This window comes from Acinetobacter sp. Z1, from assembly GCF_024296945.1.
Classification (GTDB): domain Bacteria; phylum Pseudomonadota; class Gammaproteobacteria; order Pseudomonadales; family Moraxellaceae; genus Acinetobacter; species Acinetobacter beijerinckii.
The window spans coordinates 2,668,340-2,686,317 of record NZ_CP101115.1; the positions used below are offsets into that span (position 1 = coordinate 2,668,340).

17 protein-coding genes, 2 tRNA genes and 1 other RNA gene are annotated in these 17,978 nt (G+C 38.3%); 10 read left to right on the plus strand and 10 right to left on the minus strand.

The window, feature by feature from the left end:
- Nucleotides 1-218 precede the first annotated feature (218 nt).
- Genes NGC85_RS12525 through NGC85_RS12535 form a run of 3 tightly spaced genes read left to right on the plus strand, consistent with a single transcriptional unit; the run spans nucleotide 219 to nucleotide 2,519 of the window.
- Nucleotides 219-1,448 carry a beta-ketoacyl synthase N-terminal-like domain-containing protein gene (locus NGC85_RS12525; protein WP_169110806.1) on the plus strand — a complete coding sequence of 410 codons (1,230 nt, stop codon included), beginning with the start codon at nucleotides 219-221 and terminating at the stop codon, nucleotides 1,446-1,448.
- Nucleotides 1,449-1,466: 18 nt separating this feature from the next.
- On the plus strand, nucleotides 1,467-1,919 hold the full coding sequence (locus tag NGC85_RS12530) for a CopD family protein (RefSeq protein WP_254731597.1): 453 nt from the start codon (nucleotides 1,467-1,469) through the stop codon (nucleotides 1,917-1,919).
- A 60-nt stretch (nucleotides 1,920-1,979) separates the two neighbouring features.
- Nucleotides 1,980-2,519 (plus strand): hypothetical protein, encoded by a 540-nt coding sequence (locus tag NGC85_RS12535; RefSeq protein WP_254731599.1) that lies wholly within the window; start codon nucleotides 1,980-1,982, stop codon nucleotides 2,517-2,519.
- A gap of 37 nt (nucleotides 2,520-2,556) precedes the next feature.
- On the opposite strand, the gene NGC85_RS12540 is transcribed toward NGC85_RS12535, so the two are convergent.
- The gene (locus NGC85_RS12540; protein ID WP_254731600.1) at nucleotides 2,557-2,718 is read right to left on the minus strand and encodes a hypothetical protein; all 162 of its coding nucleotides are present in this window, start codon (nucleotides 2,716-2,718) and stop codon (nucleotides 2,557-2,559) included.
- 866 nt (nucleotides 2,719-3,584) lie between these two features.
- Between NGC85_RS12540 and NGC85_RS12545 the strand changes: the two genes are divergently transcribed.
- Nucleotides 3,585-5,210 (plus strand): NAD+ synthase, encoded by a 1,626-nt coding sequence (locus NGC85_RS12545; protein ID WP_254731602.1) that lies wholly within the window; start codon nucleotides 3,585-3,587, stop codon nucleotides 5,208-5,210.
- On the plus strand, nucleotides 5,203-6,234 hold the full coding sequence (locus NGC85_RS12550; protein ID WP_254731604.1) for a hypothetical protein: 1,032 nt from the start codon (nucleotides 5,203-5,205) through the stop codon (nucleotides 6,232-6,234). The genes NGC85_RS12545 and NGC85_RS12550 overlap by 8 nt, the downstream gene beginning before the upstream one ends.
- 95 nt (nucleotides 6,235-6,329) lie before the next feature.
- On the opposite strand, the gene NGC85_RS12555 is transcribed toward NGC85_RS12550, so the two are convergent.
- From NGC85_RS12555 to coaD, 5 genes are all read right to left on the minus strand, one after another.
- Nucleotides 6,330-6,406 (minus strand) — tRNA-Met (locus NGC85_RS12555).
- Between the two features lie 263 nt (nucleotides 6,407-6,669).
- Nucleotides 6,670-6,746: transfer RNA gene (locus NGC85_RS12560), tRNA-Met, on the minus strand.
- A gap of 61 nt (nucleotides 6,747-6,807) precedes the next feature.
- Nucleotides 6,808-7,163: RNase P RNA component class A (rnpB, locus tag NGC85_RS12565), an RNA gene on the minus strand.
- A 26-nt stretch (nucleotides 7,164-7,189) separates the two neighbouring features.
- Complete coding sequence (locus NGC85_RS12570) at nucleotides 7,190-7,453, minus strand: YfhL family 4Fe-4S dicluster ferredoxin (protein WP_005056538.1); 264 nt, start codon at nucleotides 7,451-7,453, stop codon at nucleotides 7,190-7,192.
- A gap of 1 nt (nucleotide 7,454) precedes the next feature.
- Complete coding sequence (gene coaD, locus NGC85_RS12575; RefSeq protein ID WP_005056541.1) at nucleotides 7,455-7,946, minus strand: pantetheine-phosphate adenylyltransferase; 492 nt, start codon at nucleotides 7,944-7,946, stop codon at nucleotides 7,455-7,457.
- A 129-nt stretch (nucleotides 7,947-8,075) separates the two neighbouring features.
- On the opposite strand from coaD, the gene smpB reads away from it, so the two are divergent.
- Nucleotides 8,076-8,552 (plus strand): SsrA-binding protein SmpB, encoded by a 477-nt coding sequence (gene smpB / locus NGC85_RS12580; protein WP_005056543.1) that lies wholly within the window; start codon nucleotides 8,076-8,078, stop codon nucleotides 8,550-8,552.
- Nucleotides 8,553-8,595: 43 nt separating this feature from the next.
- Here smpB and NGC85_RS12585 read toward each other — a convergent pair whose 3' ends face one another.
- The 3 genes from NGC85_RS12585 to rluD all read right to left on the minus strand — a co-directional run bounded on the left by NGC85_RS12585 (nucleotide 8,596) and on the right by rluD (nucleotide 11,115).
- Nucleotides 8,596-9,168, minus strand: a complete 573-nt coding sequence (locus tag NGC85_RS12585) for a flavodoxin family protein (RefSeq protein WP_005056545.1) — start codon at nucleotides 9,166-9,168, stop codon at nucleotides 8,596-8,598.
- 84 nt (nucleotides 9,169-9,252) lie between these two features.
- Complete coding sequence (pgeF, locus tag NGC85_RS12590; RefSeq protein WP_254731606.1) at nucleotides 9,253-9,993, minus strand: peptidoglycan editing factor PgeF; 741 nt, start codon at nucleotides 9,991-9,993, stop codon at nucleotides 9,253-9,255.
- Between the two features lie 72 nt (nucleotides 9,994-10,065).
- Nucleotides 10,066-11,115: a 23S rRNA pseudouridine(1911/1915/1917) synthase RluD gene (gene rluD, locus NGC85_RS12595; RefSeq protein WP_254805602.1), complete on the minus strand. Its 1,050-nt coding sequence runs from the start codon at nucleotides 11,113-11,115 to the stop codon at nucleotides 10,066-10,068.
- 71 nt (nucleotides 11,116-11,186) lie between these two features.
- Between rluD and NGC85_RS12600 the strand changes: the two genes are divergently transcribed.
- Together NGC85_RS12600 and NGC85_RS12605 are read left to right on the plus strand one after the other, a co-directional pair.
- Nucleotides 11,187-12,284 carry an outer membrane protein assembly factor BamD gene (locus NGC85_RS12600; RefSeq protein ID WP_254731608.1) on the plus strand — a complete coding sequence of 366 codons (1,098 nt, stop codon included), beginning with the start codon at nucleotides 11,187-11,189 and terminating at the stop codon, nucleotides 12,282-12,284.
- 131 nt (nucleotides 12,285-12,415) lie between these two features.
- On the plus strand, nucleotides 12,416-14,296 hold the full coding sequence (locus NGC85_RS12605) for a DNA primase (RefSeq protein WP_254731610.1): 1,881 nt from the start codon (nucleotides 12,416-12,418) through the stop codon (nucleotides 14,294-14,296).
- Nucleotides 14,297-14,301: 5 nt separating this feature from the next.
- Here the strand turns inward: NGC85_RS12605 and hemA are convergent, their stop codons facing one another.
- Entirely contained in the window at nucleotides 14,302-15,585 is a 1,284-nt protein-coding gene (gene hemA, locus NGC85_RS12610) for a glutamyl-tRNA reductase (RefSeq protein WP_005057512.1), read from the minus strand.
- 78 nt (nucleotides 15,586-15,663) lie between these two features.
- On the opposite strand from hemA, the gene NGC85_RS12615 reads away from it, so the two are divergent.
- Together NGC85_RS12615 and lolB are read left to right on the plus strand one after the other, a co-directional pair.
- Entirely contained in the window at nucleotides 15,664-17,382 is a 1,719-nt protein-coding gene (locus tag NGC85_RS12615; protein ID WP_254731612.1) for a hypothetical protein, read from the plus strand.
- Between the two features lie 4 nt (nucleotides 17,383-17,386).
- The gene (gene lolB, locus NGC85_RS12620) at nucleotides 17,387-17,968 is read left to right on the plus strand and encodes a lipoprotein insertase outer membrane protein LolB (protein ID WP_254731614.1); all 582 of its coding nucleotides are present in this window, start codon (nucleotides 17,387-17,389) and stop codon (nucleotides 17,966-17,968) included.
- Nucleotides 17,969-17,978: the final 10 nt, after the last annotated feature.

A 17,978-nucleotide genomic window follows, 5' to 3' on the forward strand; every position in this document is an offset into this window, starting at 1 on the left:
TATCTGTGTACTTTCATTACGTTTCGTCACAACATCACTCATAAGCACCCATATCGACTCAATCAGAAATAGACATAAAATATGCCATAAGAAATGAAAATCCTTTCTGTTATCATGGTGTCATTCACTCATAAGTCATTTCAATCGTTATATTCTCCTAATTTTTAAACATAACGATGATGCACAAGGCTTAGTATTACCATAAAAGGGATCTGTAAATGAAACGTGTTGTAATCACTGGTATGGGCATTAACTCATGTATCGGTAACTCTTTAGAAGAGGTCACTCATTCTTTAAAAAATGGAATCTCGGGAACACGTTTTAACCCAACTTATGCTGAACTCAATTTCAAAAGCCATGTGAGCGCAGCCGCAGTTCAAGAATTTGATAATATCGATCGTAAATTAAAGCGCTTTATGGGCGTATGTGCCATGTATGCATACAACACAGCGATTGCAGCTGTAGAGCATGCAGGTCTGAAACAAGAAGATCTAGCGAATAACCCTCGTTATGGTATTGCTGGCGGAAGTGGTGGTAACTCAACTGCTTCTGTGACAGAAATGGTGAAATTACTAGAAGAAAAAGGTGCTCGTAAAATTGGCCCATTCTTCGTACCCCGCAATATGAGCAATACAATTACAGCGAATGTCGGTGTAGCATTGAAACTACAAGGCGTTGCGCACTCAATTACCAGTGCATGTGCAACTTCTGCCGATGCAATTGGTTATGCCTATAACCTGATTCAATTGGGTAAACAAGACCTAATGCTTGCAGGTGGTGGTGAAGAAGATCACTGGTCTCAAAGCTTATTATTTGATGCAATGGGCGCGTTATGCTCAAAATACAATGACTCTCCTGAAACTGCATCTCGCCCGTACTCTGCTGACCGTGATGGATTTGTGATTGCTGGCGGTGGTGGCTTTGTTGTGCTTGAATCACTTGAACACGCTCAAGCACGTGGTGCAAATATTCTTGCAGAAGTCGTTGCTTATGCAGCAAACAGTGATGGTGCCGACATGGTTGCCCCATCTGGTGAAGGTGCAACGCGCTGTATCCTAATGGCCTTAGACGAAGCAAAACAACATGGTGTTGAAACAGTAGATTATGTAAACACTCATGGTACATCTACACCAGCAGGCGATATCACTGAACTTAAAGCAATGGAGCGTGCATTTGGCGAAGGTCAAGTTCCTGCATTTAGCTCAACGAAGTCTATGACGGGTCATAGTTTGGGTGCGGCAGGCGTTCAGGAAGCAATTTATTCAGTATTAATGATGCAAAATGATTTTATTGCACCAAACATTAATGTGACAGAATTAGATGAAGGCGCGAAAGGTTTTGATCTTGTACTTGAAAAACGTGATGCAAAACTGAATACTGTAATGAGTAACAGTTTTGGCTTTGGCGGTGTAAACGCTTGCCTCATTTTCAAGAAGTGGGATGCATAATCCCGCATAGGATTATCAATGGATGCACCTTCTGATGCTTTTTTATGGGTAAAAGCATTACATATTATTGCCGTGGTTTGCTGGTTTGCTGCTTTGTTCTACTTACCACGATTATATGTTTATCACGCAATGAGCGAGGATGCGATTAGTCATCAACGCTTTGAAGTGATGGAACGCAAGTTGTATCGCGGAATCATGTGGCCATCTATGATCGCCACACTCCTTACAGCCCATTTTCTTGTAGATTGGGGTGATGCAACTCGACATTACCATGAAGCATTATGGTTTTATTTGAAAGTTGGCTTAGTTGGCTTATTAGTCATTTATCATTTTGTTTGTGGTTATTACCGTAAAAAACTGATTGGCAACGCACACTATAAGTCGCATAAGTTTTGGCGTTTTTTCAATGAAATGCCCACCTTATTATTATTTGCAATTATTATTTTAGTTGTTGTAAAACCTCAGTTCTAACTGAGGTTTTTTTATTCTAGAATAAATGAAAGATATTAATAGAATAACTTCAGACATCATATGATTCATTCATTCTATAGATACATTGAAAATTTAAATTTTTGGTTGTTTTCCAAGCTGATTGTTCATCTAAAAATGCATGAATTTCAATATCGCAGACTCACTGTCGATGAAATTGTGATGGCAAAACAAGTCTTTGGTAATCTCATTAATTATGATGAGGTGAAAATCTTTAATATTGCTTACTTACCATGGCAACCCGTTGATATTTTTATGGCTCCAAATGGTAACTTGTTTGTCCATCAAAAATATTTCTGTTCAGACTACTCGAAAGGTTCGATTCCCTTAAAAAGTATATTTATTCATGAGCTTGCGCATATCCTACAATTTCAGCAAGGCATCAACGTCATACTTAAAGGTGCAATACTTCAAACTGCGTATTATTTAAGTTTAAAGAAATATAACCCCTATCATTATGAACTTATTAAAGATAAACCCTACGATACATACAATATTGAACAGCAAGGTGACATCGCAAAAGATATTTTTTTAAAGAAAATTCCAAATATCATAGATAAAAATAAAAGCCCTGTAGGTTAAATTACAGGGCTTTTAAGTTGAAAAGTCAGAATTGCTGTTAAACAGCGGTTCCTTTGCTTTGTTCAGTTTTGAGTTCATGGTCAACATCCATATCTGTTGTGAAATCTACACGCATTGCATCCATAACAATCGTACCTACTCGCCCTACTCCAACTGCCAAACCTAAGGCAATCACAGGAAATAAAATAGCTGGAAACATAATCTTTACCTCTTTAAACAAACTTAATTGATTGACTCAGCATTATTGTCTTTTTCTCGGAACATAACTGTACCAATACGCCCGACAACGACTGCCAAACCAAAAGCTACAACAGGGAATAATAAAACTGACATATTGTCACCTCATAAATCCAAAATTTAGAATCTTCTTAAATTGAGTAGTTAAGCTTCTTGATTTTGTAGCAGGACTGTACCTACACGACCAACAACAATAGCCAAAATAGATGCGATGATTAGAAAAAATAATACTGACATATTTGTTACCTCTCTTTACTAACTGCTTAAATAATTTATTTGAATTACAGTGTACAGACGTTCACATTAATTAGGATAATAGCAGTGCACAAACGTACACTCAAGTGTAGCAAATAGATTCCCGACGAACGGTATAAAAAACACTCAATCTCTAAAAGCGTAAAGTTGCATAATTTATTATTCAATACAAACAATCATTTATAATTTTGGAAAAAATAAACTTATAAAAAAACGTCGTTTTTATTGCAAAATATGTTTTTATAGAGACTGTAATAGACGTGTCATTTTAGAGTGAAATAATAAGCTGAAAAAAATTTATATAGTCATCTTAAATTTAATCGTCTATATGCAGCATAACTACATAAAAAATGAAAAAGTCTAAGATTCCTCACTAAATCTTAGTATTTTATACAGAAAAACTTGTTATTTTTACGCAGAAAAATGTGCATTTAGTATATATTATTAGGCTTGTCATTTTTCTTTAAGACACAGATTGTTTAGCACTATGATATACATGCGTTTTTAAAACTATACCTATATAAATCAAAACCTTGTATATCAAAACTTATTAAGACTCAGGATTAGGTTTGAATGAAAAATTTTAAAATTGCCCTTGCTCAGTTTTCTCCGCATATTGGCAATATTGACGCAAATACTCAAAAGATGGTTGAGCAAGCAAATCTAGCGAAACAACAACAGGCTGATTTAATCATCTTCCCTGAACTTTCGACGTTAGGTTACCCAGCAGAAGACTTATTACTCCGACCAAATCTACAAAAGCGAACTCAAAAAGCGTTTGCTCAATTAAGTGAAGTTAAAGATATTGTGATGGTATTCGGTTTTGTCCATCAGACCCAAGATGGTAACCGTTATAATTCTGCTGCCGTTATGAAAGATGGGCAGATTTTAGGTATTTACAATAAACAGAATTTACCAAACTACGGTGTTTTTGATGAAAAGCGCTATTTTCAAGATGGGCATCAACACTTAGTTTTTGAGTATTTAGGTCATAAATTTGGCGTACTTATTTGTGAAGATGTATGGTCACTGAATACTGTTAAACAATTGAGTCAGCTCAATGTTGAGACCGCATTAGTTTTAAATGCTTCGCCATATGAAGTTGGTAAACCACAGCATCGTATCCAAACCCTAAATGAGTTAGCAAAACAACTTCATTTAAACATTGTGTATGTGAATCAAGTTGGGGGTCAAGACGACTTAATTTTTGATGGTTCAAGTTTTGTTAGCAATAACAATGGAGAAGTTGCACTCCAAGCACCAAGCTTCCAAGAATCTATTTATATTGCTGAATACGATGCAGAACAAAAGCAATTCAAAAAGTCTGAAACTGCACCTGCATTGGAAACATTTGCTGAGATCTACCAAGCACTGGTTATGGCAACGCGTGATTACGTGCAACGCTCAGGCTTTCCTGGTGTGATTTTAGGTTTATCTGGTGGTATTGATTCAGCTTTAACACTCGCAATTGCTGTAGATGCAATCGGCGCAGATAAAGTACAAGCCGTGATGATGCCTTATACATACACTTCACAAATGAGTGTAGAAGACGCCACAGAACAAGCACGTCGTATGGGTGTGACCTTTGGTATTGCAGAGATTCACCCAATCGTGAATAGCTTTATGCAAACACTATTCCCGTTCTTTGGCAACTCACCTGCCGATGCAACAGAAGAAAACTTACAAGCCCGTACTCGCGGTACGTTGTTAATGGGTTTATCTAATAAGTTTGGTAACCTTGTTCTTTCAACAGGAAATAAATCTGAAATCTCTGTAGGCTATTGCACACTTTATGGTGACATGGTTGGTGGTTTCTCAGTACTTAAAGACGTTTATAAAACGATTGTATTTGAGTTAGCTAAATATCGAAATACGCTGAGTGAAACACCTGTGATTCCTGAACGTGTTATCACTCGCCCGCCCTCAGCAGAATTACGCCCAGATCAAAAAGATCAAGATTCTTTACCTGCTTATGATGTACTTGATGCAATTTTGTATGCGTATATTGAGGAAGATCTTAGTCAAGCAGATATTATTGCAAAAGGTTACGAATCTGCTGTGGTTGAGAAAGTGATCAAATTAGTTGATCGTAATGAATACAAGCGCCGTCAGGGAGCAATTGGACCACGTATTAGTTCACGTGCATTCAGTCGCGAACGTCGCTACCCTATCGTCAATGGATGGACCGCGAATGACTGAAAAAATTGTTTCTGAAAAGTCACAATTACTTGCTCAAGCACTTATGCTTGAGCAAGTTTCTTTTTATAAAAATCAGCTGACTACTCAACTTTCTGCTGATTTTTTCCAACAATTCATACAGCTCTTTTTACAGCATGCACCGAATATCAAACTCAAAGAAGTGATTGAACTTGAGCAGATACAAGCAGTTGTTAAGCGCTATGCTTTTGAAATGCAACTTGGTGCGGGTTTATTAGAATTTATCGGTGAGATTGCACAAAGACTTCATGTGTTTTCACTTCAATCTTCTGCACAACTACAAGATGTATTTTCTGATCACCAGTTTGAAATGTGGTTATCAAAGTTTCTAGAATTAGAAAATATCCGTCATTATCTCAATCATTTTTTAAAAGAAAGTCCTTCTATTCAGCAATTATGCCAATATATTGCAACTACAACATTGCAGAATAAATTACCAAAATTATTTGCTCAATCAGATGAAGAGCGTATTTCCGAGAGTAAATATGAGTGGCAACAAAAACTAAAAAGCTTTTCGCATCGCCAACAGCAGCGTATTGAACAAAAGCTTGAAGAAAGCATTGGTCGATTCATCCAAGAACAGCTGGTTGATCTCAGCTTGCTTTCAGATGAGGACTTAGAAAGTCTTGCACGTAACATTTGGGATGACAACAAAGCAAAACCATTATCAGAATATACCAAACAAGTAACTCCTCTTGATGTTGAAGAGTTTTTTGTGATGATTTATGAATATTGGAAAGAACTGCGCCAATCTTCATTTATTCAAGATCTGATTTTATATGGCGTGAAAGTTTTTTATGACTTTTATGAAGATGAAAGTTTAGAAGATGTGTTTGCTGCTATTGGCATTGAAGAGTCTGATCTGCAAAATGAAGCTGTGCGATTCTACCCTAAAGTTGTAGTAGCACTTGATGAACATGGCGTACTAGAACCCATTATTACACTGATCCTCAAACCATTCTATGAAAGCGCTCGAACTTTAGAAACAATCGAAAAGCATCTATAAAGAACCCCACCAAATAAGTTAATTTTTGGTGGGGTGTAAAACTTTTTTGTATTACTTAGATAAAAAGAAACCACGCAGGAGCGTGGTTTTTAAAATGGTGGCTATGACGAGACTTGAACTTGTGACCCCCGCATTATGAGTGCGGTGCTCTAACCAACTGAGCTACATAGCCGTAAACTGTGTGCGCATTATCTAGTTTTCCATATTACTGGTCAAGTCTATGATCTTGAAAATATAGAACATATGAACAGTTTTTATGCTATTAATCATCAATTGATCAATTTTCAGCAAACCTATTCACTCACAATAAAATTTGATGTTGATCATTTTTTATAGAACTACAAAAACAAGAATGATCACGTCAGAATATTATTTTTCTGAATAGTATAAAAACTATAGACAAAAAGAGACCACGCAGGAGCGTGGTCTATAAAATGGTGGCTATGACGAGACTTGAACTTGTGACCCCCGCATTATGAGTGCGGTGCTCTAACCAACTGAGCTACATAGCCGAAAACTGTGGGCGCATTATCTTAACTTTCAATACACACGTCAAGCACAATTTTAAAAAATTTGAGAAGTGGGCCTGTAAGCCGGGTTCTGTCGAGGACGATCATTCCTCTAGGCGTACAATCACTCATACGCTCAAGCGACCTACCCGAATCCAGCACGGGCCGTGCCTCAGGATTCCTATTTGGTCTTGCTTCTGGTGGGGTTTACCTTGCCGTGAACTGTTACCAGACACGCGGTGCGCTCTTACCGCACCCTTTCACCCTTACCTCACGAATGAGGCGGTCTACTCTCTGCTGCACTTGCCGTCGGCTTTCGCCGCCCAGGCGTTACCTGGCACCCTGCCCTATGAAGCCCGGACTTTCCTCCCCTGTTTCAGTCACGGAGACCTCCACAGCAGCGACCGTCCAGCCCACTTCGCCGCGAATATTACCAAAGTTCGCCGTTAATTGCTCGTATTTTTTTGAGCAGTTAATTTTTTGAATTTATCCATCAGTTGATCATGGGATTCAACATGTTGGGGATCGAGCGGAATACAATCAACTGGACAAAATAACTGACACTGTGGCTGATCATGATGTCCAATACATTCTGTACAAAGTGATGGATTAATCTCATAGATCAGTTCTCCCATATAAATTGCTTCATTAGGGCACACAGGTTCACAGACATCGCAGTTAATGCATTCATCCGTTATATATAAAGACACACTACCAACCTTGTTGATGTTTACGTTCAAATGCCTCAACGACAATTGCAGGCACGAACTTAGTTACATCACCTTTTAGTCGAGCAATTTCTCTCACCAATGTTGATGAGATAAATGAATATTGCTCAGAAGGTGTTAAAAAGACTGATTCAAAATGTGGATCAAGTTGACGGTTCATATTTGCCAACTGAAATTCATATTCAAAATCTGAAATTGCTCTTAAACCACGGAGTACTGCTGTTGCACGCTGTTCACGAAAAAAATTAACCAAAAGACCGTCAAAACCAACGAACTCAACATTAGTCAAATGGCTTAATGATGCTTTAGCTAATTGCACACGTTCTTCTAAACTAAACACTGGATTTTTATGATGACCAATCGCAATGGCTACCACAACTTCATCAAACATTTTTGATGCTCTAGCAACCAAATCGACATGTCCATTGGTAATTGGATCGAAAGTCCCCGGATAAATCACACGTGTTTTAGACATGCGTTGTACTCTAATGAATGAGATAAGGTGAGTATTTTAACAAAAAATACGTCTAAACGCGAAATTCCTAAATGATGGAAAAAGATTACGTTTTACGGCACAATAGGCATAATTGTGGAAGTTTGAATTATGGCGAAAGCAACTGTAGTTAAAAAAAATAATGGTGGAACGATTGCTCAAAACAAAAGAGCGCGTCACGATTACTTTATTGAAGAAAAAATTGAAGCTGGTATGTCTTTACAAGGCTGGGAAGTGAAGTCACTTCGTGCTGGTCGTATGACGTTGACTGAAAGTTATGTCATTTTTAAAAATGGTGAAGCTTTTTTACTAGGTTCACAAATTCAGCCTTTATTGTCAGCATCAAGTCATGTGGTTCCTGAGGCAACTCGTACACGCAAGTTACTACTTTCTCGCCGTGAGATAGATAGATTAATGGGCGCAGTGAATCAGAAAGGCTATTCGTGTGTTCCTCTAGCATGTTATTGGAAAGGTCCTTTGGTTAAGCTAGAAATTGCCATGGTTAAAGGTAAACAGTTACACGATAAACGTGCAACTGAAAAAGATCGTGACTGGCAACGAGATAAATCACGTATGTTGCATAAATAATAAAAAAACCTCCAATTAATGGAGGTTTTTTATTATTGAATCTTTATACGACCGAATGTTTGACTCTTAACTCTGCCAAATATTTTCCGAATTTACGTGCTGTTTCCAAATCGCCTTCTGGAGGTGTAATTTCGACACTCGCATTGTCAGATTGTGTCATTAAACCTAAAAAACTCGACATTCGATTAATATCCAATGGACTTCTTCCAGTCGGCATAAAGGGCAAACCTGCCCATAACATGCCATGCTGCATTGCAAATAAATTAATTTGCTGCAATACCGCAAGCTTATCACCGCTCAATCCACCACCATTTGTGAATCCAGCCGCCAGCTTACCTTGCCAAGTCCTTGCAAGCCAACGCTTAGAAGAATCTTCCATAAATTGTTTGAGCGCAGAGGTAAGGCTTCCCATATAGGTTGGGCACCCCATCACCAATACATCAGCTTGATCAAGTAAATCCCATTGTGGCGCAGCAACAGAAATCAAATGCACATCAGCACCCGCCTGCTCTGCACCTTGAGCGATATATTGTGCAACTTTAGCCGTGTGGCCATAAGGACTATGATAAACCACACAAACTTTAATAGGAGAAGTAACTTGCTCAATAACAGTCATGGAAAATTTTAAAAACCAATGAATTGAATCAAGTTTAACATTTTTAACAAAGACAAGGCGAATCCACAGCAGACAAGATGCAATTTATTGAATAAACACAAATGTTGCCATTCGTCCCGTCTTAGCATCACGGCGATAAGAGAAATAATCTTTGCCTTGTCGATAAGAACATTGATCTCCACCTAAAACAGTTTCAACACCCAAACGATTTAGAATAAAGCGAGCAATTGCATAAAGATCAGCATGATATTTACCCATCACTTGACCAGTAGTAAAAGCATTTTCTAACTCAGGATATTTTTCACAGAATATGGCTTTGACTTCTGCACCTATTTCAAAACAAGGTTGACTAATTGCAGCACCTAACCATGCCCAAGTCGGTTTAGATTTCATTTCAGCAACTGTATTTTCAATGATTCCATTGGCCAAGCCACGCCAACCTGCATGTAGATTAGCGACTTCAGCTCCCTCATGATTACCCAATACCACAGGCAGACAGTCTGCTGTCATCATCATTAAGGCATGACCTTTACGTTGGGTAACTAAACCATCGCCTTCAAGCGCAACAAATGAAGTTTGCTCGTTTACTGTATGGCAAATCGTGCTATGGGTTTGTGTCATCCATGTGAGCTTATTAACCCCAAAAGCAGACAACTGATTCAGCAAGATCATACGATGCTGTTGAACTCGTTGCGCCTCATCATTGACATGCAAAGCCAAATTAAAACCTGATAAGTTTTCATTTGCTGTTGCAATGCTTTGAGGATGTTCAATCCGCGTTTGTCCAACATAGATGCCTTTTGGCAAACCCTGCACAAATTCCATAAAATCCTTCCCAACGCCCTTTTTTCAAGGGATGAGTTGAACAAATCCCCTTTTATGATTAGGGATCGCTACTTAATATGCTTTGTTCTCAGTGCGAAGTACTTCCACTAATTGAGTGAAGTCTTCTGGCCAAGGTGCTTCGAACATCATCTCTTCGCCTGTTCGTGGATGAACGAGACCCAATTTGGCAGCATGCAGTGCTTGACGTTTGAACCCACGTAGCATATCCGTCAATGCTTCTGAAGCACCTGCGGGAAAACGTACCCGATTCACATAGACAGGGTCACCCACTAACCCATGCCCAAGATAGCTAAAGTGCACACGAATTTGGTGAGTACGACCTGTTTCAAGTTGTGCCTGAATACGAGTAAAGTCACGGAAACGCTCTTTGACATTGTAGTGCGTTACAGCATCACGCCCACCGGGTAGAATTGCCATTTTAACGCGATCGACTGGATGACGTTTAATTGGCTCATCAATTGTTCCACCGGCAATGATATTGCCATAAGTCACAAGATCATAAACACGATAAACCGTTTTCTTTGCCAGTTGTTTACTTAATGAAAATTGGGCTTCTAAATTCTTCGCAACAACGAGCAGTCCGCTGGTATCTTTATCAATACGATGAACCAGTCCAGCACGAGACAACTCTGCTAATTTTGGTGCATGGTAAAGCAACGCATTCACCAATGTTCCAGAAGGGTTCCCCGCACCAGGATGAACGACCATACCGACTTCTTTATTAATAACGATAATATCTTCATCTTCATAAATAATATTGAGGGGAATATTTTCAGCTTGGCTCGTCGTTTGTGCTTCTAACTCAACGTTTAACGTTAAAAGCTCATTGCCTTCGCAACGATACTTGGGTTTTACAATGTTACCATTTACCAACAGATGACCTTCTTTCATCCATTGCTTGAGTTTTTCACGAGAAAAATCGCTCCAGACCAATGCTGCAACTTGATCAATACGTTGACCTAAATAGTTTTCATCGAGTTGAATTTGCAACGATAAACGTGTTGCAGTTGAGTCGGAATTATGATTATCTGCATCCACAGAATCTTCGAGTAAGAAATCTGTTTCAGAGAAGTTTGAATTGGAAGATTGTGCTGAAGTCATTTGATGATCGGTACAAAAATGGTTTAATAGCACCATTGTAGCTCATTGCCCAGAATAACAGAGGAGTTTTTATGTCGCTACCACGTTATAAAATTACGGTGCTTGCACTTTCTTTAGGTGTAGCGTCTGCATTTGTGGGCTGTAGCAGCAATCCAAGTAAAAAAGATGTGGTTGATAAAGGGCCACAATCAAGTGAGCAAGTCTATTTTGATAAAGCGCAAAAATCACTAGATCGCAATCAATACAGCGATGCAGTGAAGTCACTTGAAGCTTTAGACACCTATTATCCAACGGGTCAATATACGCAACAAGCGCAACTTGAACTTCTTTATGCAAAATTCAAACAAAAAGATTATGAAGGGACAATAGCCCTTGCAGATCGTTTCATTCGTTTAAATCCGCAGCATCCAAATGTCGATTATGCTTACTATGTTCGTGGCGTAGCCAACATGGAAATGAATTACGACAGCTTGATTCGTTATACCTCTTTACAGCAATCACACCGTGATGTGAGCTATGTGAAGGTCGCGTATCAAAATTTTGTTGAGCTGATTCGTCGCTTCCCAAGTAGCCAGTATTCAGTTGATGCAGCGCAACGCATGAAGTTTATTGGTCAAGAACTTGCTGAAAGTGAAATGAATGCAGCACGCTTCAATATTCAACGTAAAGCATGGCTTGCTGCTGCTGAACGTGCACAATGGGTGATTGAACATTATCCGCAAACACCGCAAACACCAGAAGCTTTAGCAACTTTAGCTTATAGCTATCAAAAACTCGGTGATCAAGCGATTTCACAACAATATGTTGAGATCCTAAAACTAAACTATCCAAATTTAGTTAAATCGAATGGTGAAGTGAATTTGCGTGCAGCCCGTAAAGAAGGCAGTTGGGTCAACCGTGCAACTTTAGGTTTATTGGGTCGTGAATCTAAGACAGTACAAACGAAGGATCAAACAAGCAGCGAAACTGAACAACGTAGTCTAACTAACCGTTTAAGTTTCGGCTTATTTGATAAACCTGAAACAGAAAAAACTGCTGAGCCTACACCTACTGCCACTCCAGTAGTTCCTGCAACATCGGACAAACCAAGTTGGACAAATCGTCTGAGCTTTGGCCTATTAGACAAACCAGAAACAAAAGATAATGCTGAAGAAGACGCAGCAAATTAATTTGTAATCTTCTGATTCATAAAACAGGCAAGTCTCTCTTGCCTGTTTTTCATTTTATGCAACAATAATTCATAGCATTCTTACTTGTTGAAAATGTTCTACTCTCAGTTTAATACGGTTAAGCACTTATTATGGCAATTCCACAACATACGATTGATCAAATATTAGATCGAACTGATATTGTCGATTTGATCGGTCAACGTGTGAAGTTAAAAAAAACTGGTAGAACATACTCTGGTTGTTGCCCATTCCATCAAGAAAAAACACCTTCATTCCATGTATATCGTGATAAGCAGTATTATCATTGCTTTGGTTGTCAGGCAAATGGCAATGCAATTCGCTTCTTGATGGACATTGATAGTCGCAACTTTGTTGATGTAATGAAAGACTTATCAAGTCAGACCGGCATCGAATTACCTAAAGATAATCAGGATAATAAAAAACTCGCCTATAAGCGCAGTCCCCAAGTCGTTGCACCACAACCAACTCAAATAAAAGAACAGCCAAACTCAGATACACCAGTAAACGATCCAGTTTTCGATGATCATTTCATTGATATGGATCGTTATATGGATGATCCTTTTGCACAATTTGATCCTGCTTTTAATATTGATGAACACGTACAAGAAGGTAATCTATACGATCTTTTAGAAAACGTTGCACAGTATTACGAGCGACAATTGCCGAACAGCCTGAAAGCACAAAATTATTTCAAACAACGTGGTTTGTCAGCTCAAACTATTCAATTTTGGCGTTTAGGTTATGCCCCTGAAGATTGGCAGCATTTAGAAAAAGCATTTCCACAGGATATTGAAGGTTTAAAAAAAATTGGCTTAATTCGCTCAAGTGATAGTGGCCGAGATTTTGATTTATTAAGAGAGCGAGTCATTTTCCCGATTCGTGATCATAAAGGTCGCGTGGTTGGTTTTGGCGGTCGTGCCTTAAATGATGAGATTAAACCCAAATACATTAACTCACCTGACTCAGAGGTCTTTCATAAAAATCAGTTGCTCTATGGCTTGTATGAAGGTCGCAAACTTAAAGCTAATGATTGGCTCATGGTCGAAGGTTATATGGATGTCATCGCTTTACAGCAATATGGCATCAATGGTGCTGTCGCAACGCTTGGCACAGCCAGTAACGAAGAGCATTTAAACACGCTATTTAAACAAAACTCTCGAATCACTATTGCTTTCGATGGTGATGCAGCTGGACAAAAAGCGGCGCGACGTACTTTAGAAATTGCACTTCCGCTGCTCAATGATGGTCGTGAGTTAAAATTCTTTGTATTGCCTAATGAGCATGATCCTGATTCTTTAATTCGTCGTGAAGGATTAGAAAACTTTCAAAAGTTATTACAACAAGCGCCGTTATTATCTGACTTCGTTTTTGCTCATTTAACAGGACAACATGATATTAGTTCACCTGAAGGTAAAAGCTTGGTCATGGGCGAATTACGCGAGTTGACCGATTTATTACCTAAACATGGTTCATTTCGATACTTATTATCTCAATCTTTCCGTGAAAAACTGGGTCTCGGCAAACGCTTTACCCCACAAATTAGCCACGATGCTTCTTTATCTTTTAATATTCAAACCAAGGATGAAGATTTTGCAATTGCGATTTTAATGCACCATCCATTCCTTTATATTCATTTTGAAGAATTACTTGCGGTGATTGATCAAACAGAGTTATTGGCTAAAGTTTTAGCTGTACTCAATATTGTATTTGATGATTTACCTGATGATCAGGAACTCGCAACCTATTACGTTCTGGGTGCATGTAGTAACTATAGCCATGAGATTGCCGATATTATGCAGCGCACTAATATTCAATCACTCACTCAAGCACCTGAAATTGCAGATAAATTGGCTAAAGATTTCTCATTAAATTTACAAGAGAAATATTTAAAATTAAAGCTTAGATCACCGATTTCATTAATTGAATCACGTAATTTACGCCAACAACTCAATGAATTAACGAAACAAATTAGTTTGAAATTATTATCTTAATACAATCACTGCTTCGGCTTACGTTCGTGCTCAAACACATCTTGTAAATGCTGCTGCAACCATTCAAAGTAATCTGGATTTTCCGCTTTTGCTGCTTCTCTAAGTAAAATTGAAGTTGGGTGTAAAAGCTTTTGGGTCAAACGATGTGCGAACTCTTGCAGCACTTGTTCTGGTGCATGCCCATGCTCTAATGAATCTAATGCATGCTGTAGTTCAATTTGACTCATTTCTTCACTGTGCTGACGATAAGCTTGAATCGTGCCACTCGCCTCTTTTACTTTTTGTTGAGTCATCAATTGTGTTGCAAGTTGATTGACCATAACCTCTGCTTCAACCGCAGCTTGACGACGTTGTGCTAAGTTTTCTTCAATGACACTTTGTAAATCATCCACACCATATAAATAAACGTTATCTAATGATTCAACTTTAGGATCAATATCACGAGGAACAGCCAAATCTACCATCAGCATTTGTTGATAACGTCGCTTTTTTAATGCAGCTTTGACATCAGAATAACTAATAACTTGATGTAAACTGCCAGTACAACTCGAAATAACATCTGCACGGTGTAAGTTTTGTGCAAGTTCTGCAAAAGGAATAATTTCAACATCAACTTGATGTGCAATTTCTTGACCAAGTGAATCCGCACGTTCAAGGCTACGATTACAAATAATGATTTTGGCAACACCCATCTCAGCTAAATGTTTAGCCACTAAACTATTCATTTCACCAGCGGCAACAACCATGACCGTTAATTTTTCAGGCCGACTGAATACTTGTAATGCCAATTGAGCAACAGAATAACCCATTGAAACGGCATGACTACCAACAGAAGTTTCTGATCGCACCCGCTTAGCCGCATAAAAAGCGTATTCAAATACACTATTCAGCTCAGGTGAAACTGCATCAGCATTTTTCGATAACGCTAAAGCACTTTTAACTTGCCCTAAAATTTGTGGTTCACCCAACATCAACGAGTCTAAACCGCTAGCGACACGCATTAGATGTGTAACTGCTTGGGCATTTTCGTAACGATAAACATGATGAATTAACTGTTTTGCATCAATATTATTCACTTGGGCTAACCAATTGAGGATGCTATCAGCATCTTCAGTCATGGCATAAACCTCAGTACGATTGCATGTAGAAACAACCACCATATCCTTTAAAGAAGGATTTTGCTGTTGTTCAAGCAATAGCGCAGCTAATCGCTCTGCATTAAAAGCGATTTGTTCGCGCAGTTCGACAGAAGCTGTTTGATGGTTGACACCCAATGCAAAGAAAGACATATCAGATCATCATTTCGCTAAATTTATGTTATTGTGCAACATCGGTGTCATAAAAAGCATTACTTGGATCAATAAAAATTGCGTCAGCTATATCGCCGTAACCATTTTAGCGGCAAGACGATTAGACGGTATTCTACCACAATCTTGTTGCTAGGTAGCATGAGCTCTTATGTCTCTGCACAAGCAATACACGACATGTATGCCGATCAAAGCTTTGAGCATGCTCTTCAACAAAGTATGGTCGCAGAATTTTCTCTTGCTTATGATGATATTCCGACAGCACTGCATAACTATACAGTACTGGCAATACGTAGCAATTCCACCACGATTAAACAGCGTGCCCTAGATGTTGCATTAGAATACAACGACTTACAAGCAGCACTTGATATCGCAACACACTGGGTCGAACAAGAACCAACAGATGTTCCTGCTCTATTTTACTTATCACATATTGCGCTTAAAACACATGAATATGAGTTGGCAGCAAAAACTCTCGATAAAATTTTAAATATCGACTCTACTGCTGATCTTGAACAAATTTTGGCAGGTATTGCACCTGAAGAAGCTCAAGATCGTGAGATTTTGCTGAATGCCTTACGCACAAGTGAGGAAAAAGATAATCCCTCAATTCTAGCCTTGATCGCAGGTTTAGAAGCACAAGATGGTTTGTATGAACAAGCACTTAACAATATTAATCGTGCTTTGCGTAAACGTTCTAAATCAACCAGCTTTATCTTAATGAAAGCGAACTTACTGATTGCTTTAAGAAATGAGGAAGAAACAAAAAAATGGTATGCAAAAGCCAGTCGAAAAAATAAAAATAATTTAGATATTAGACTCGCCGAAGCACGTTATTACATTCAAATTAATCAACAGCAAGAAGCTTTTGAAAAACTTGAGGAGATTATCAAAGATCATCCTCATGCTGAAGAAGCTTTATTCATTGCAGGTCTAACCAGTATTGATCTAAAACAATATGAAAAGGCTGAACAATATTTGGTTGAATTACGTTCTTCTGCAAAATACCAAAATGAAGCCTATTACTATCTTGCAATTAATGCTCAACGCAAACAGCATTATGAAACAGCCAAAGCTTATTATCGTTTGGTTGATGGCAGCCTATATATTGTATCTCGACGTAATATGATTGCTATTTTCGAGAAACAAGAACAATTAAATGATGCTTTAAGGTTTTTAACACAAGAACGTGTTAATTATCCGCAACATGCCAGTTTCTTATACCAAGCCCAAGCGGATATTCTCAAGAAAACTAATAATAAAAAGGCGGCTTTGGCTTTACTCGATGAAGCAATCAAAAATTTACCTGATGATCCTGAACTCATTTATGCAGAAGTTTTATTGCTGGATCCATTTACGGATCGCGATAAGTTGGATAAAACCTTAAAGCAACTTTTAATCATTGAACCCAATAGCCCGACTTACTTAAATGCTTATGCCTACACGCTTGCACTGCAAAATCGACGTTTAAAAGAAGCAAGAAAATATGCTGAGTTAGCGCTAAATTACGCTCCAGAACAAGCCTCTATTTTAGATACGTTAGGTTATATTGCTTTTTTACAAAATGATTTTAATACCGCTGTTGATGTTTTAGGACAAGCTTATGGACTTAGTCAAAATATTAATATTGGAGTTCGCTATGCAAAAGCTTTATACATGCAAGGTTCATTGACTGAATTTAGCGATGTGTTACAGCAATTGAAACAAAAACATGCAAATGCCCCACAATTACAACAACTTGATAGCTTAATCTTACCCATAACTGTAAAAAAGAGTTAAACGCATGCGTATGTTTTCAAAAATTTGCTTAGCTATTTGCAGCAGCAGTATGCTGATGATGGCAGGTTGTCAAAGTTTCACTCAACCCAATAAAAACATAGCAACGCCACAAATCCAAGATGAAAATAATTTTAATCTACAAGGTAAAATTGGTGTACGCACACCCCAACAATCTGGCAGCGCTTTTTTTACATGGGCACAACAACAAGATCAATTTGACATTGAACTAACAGGAATTTTAGGCGTTGGTAAAACTCAAATTGAAGGCAAACCAGGTCAAGTCACTTTAAATAGCGCTAAAACTGGGCTTATAACAGCAGCAACTCCAGAAGAATTATTAGAAAAAGCCACAGGTTGGCAAGCACCAATCATGCATTTAGCCTATTGGGTACAAGCTAAACCTGCAACTCAAAATGCCCAGATTAGCAAAGATGAAAATAATCGCTTAAAACAACTGATTGAAGATGGTTGGACCGTTGATTTTAGTTATAACGATGCACAACCTTTGCCAAACAAGCTTTTATTAAAGCAAGCCCTTGCTGATGATAAAGAAAATCGTATTACAATGGTGATTCAAAACCGATAGTTTAGATTCT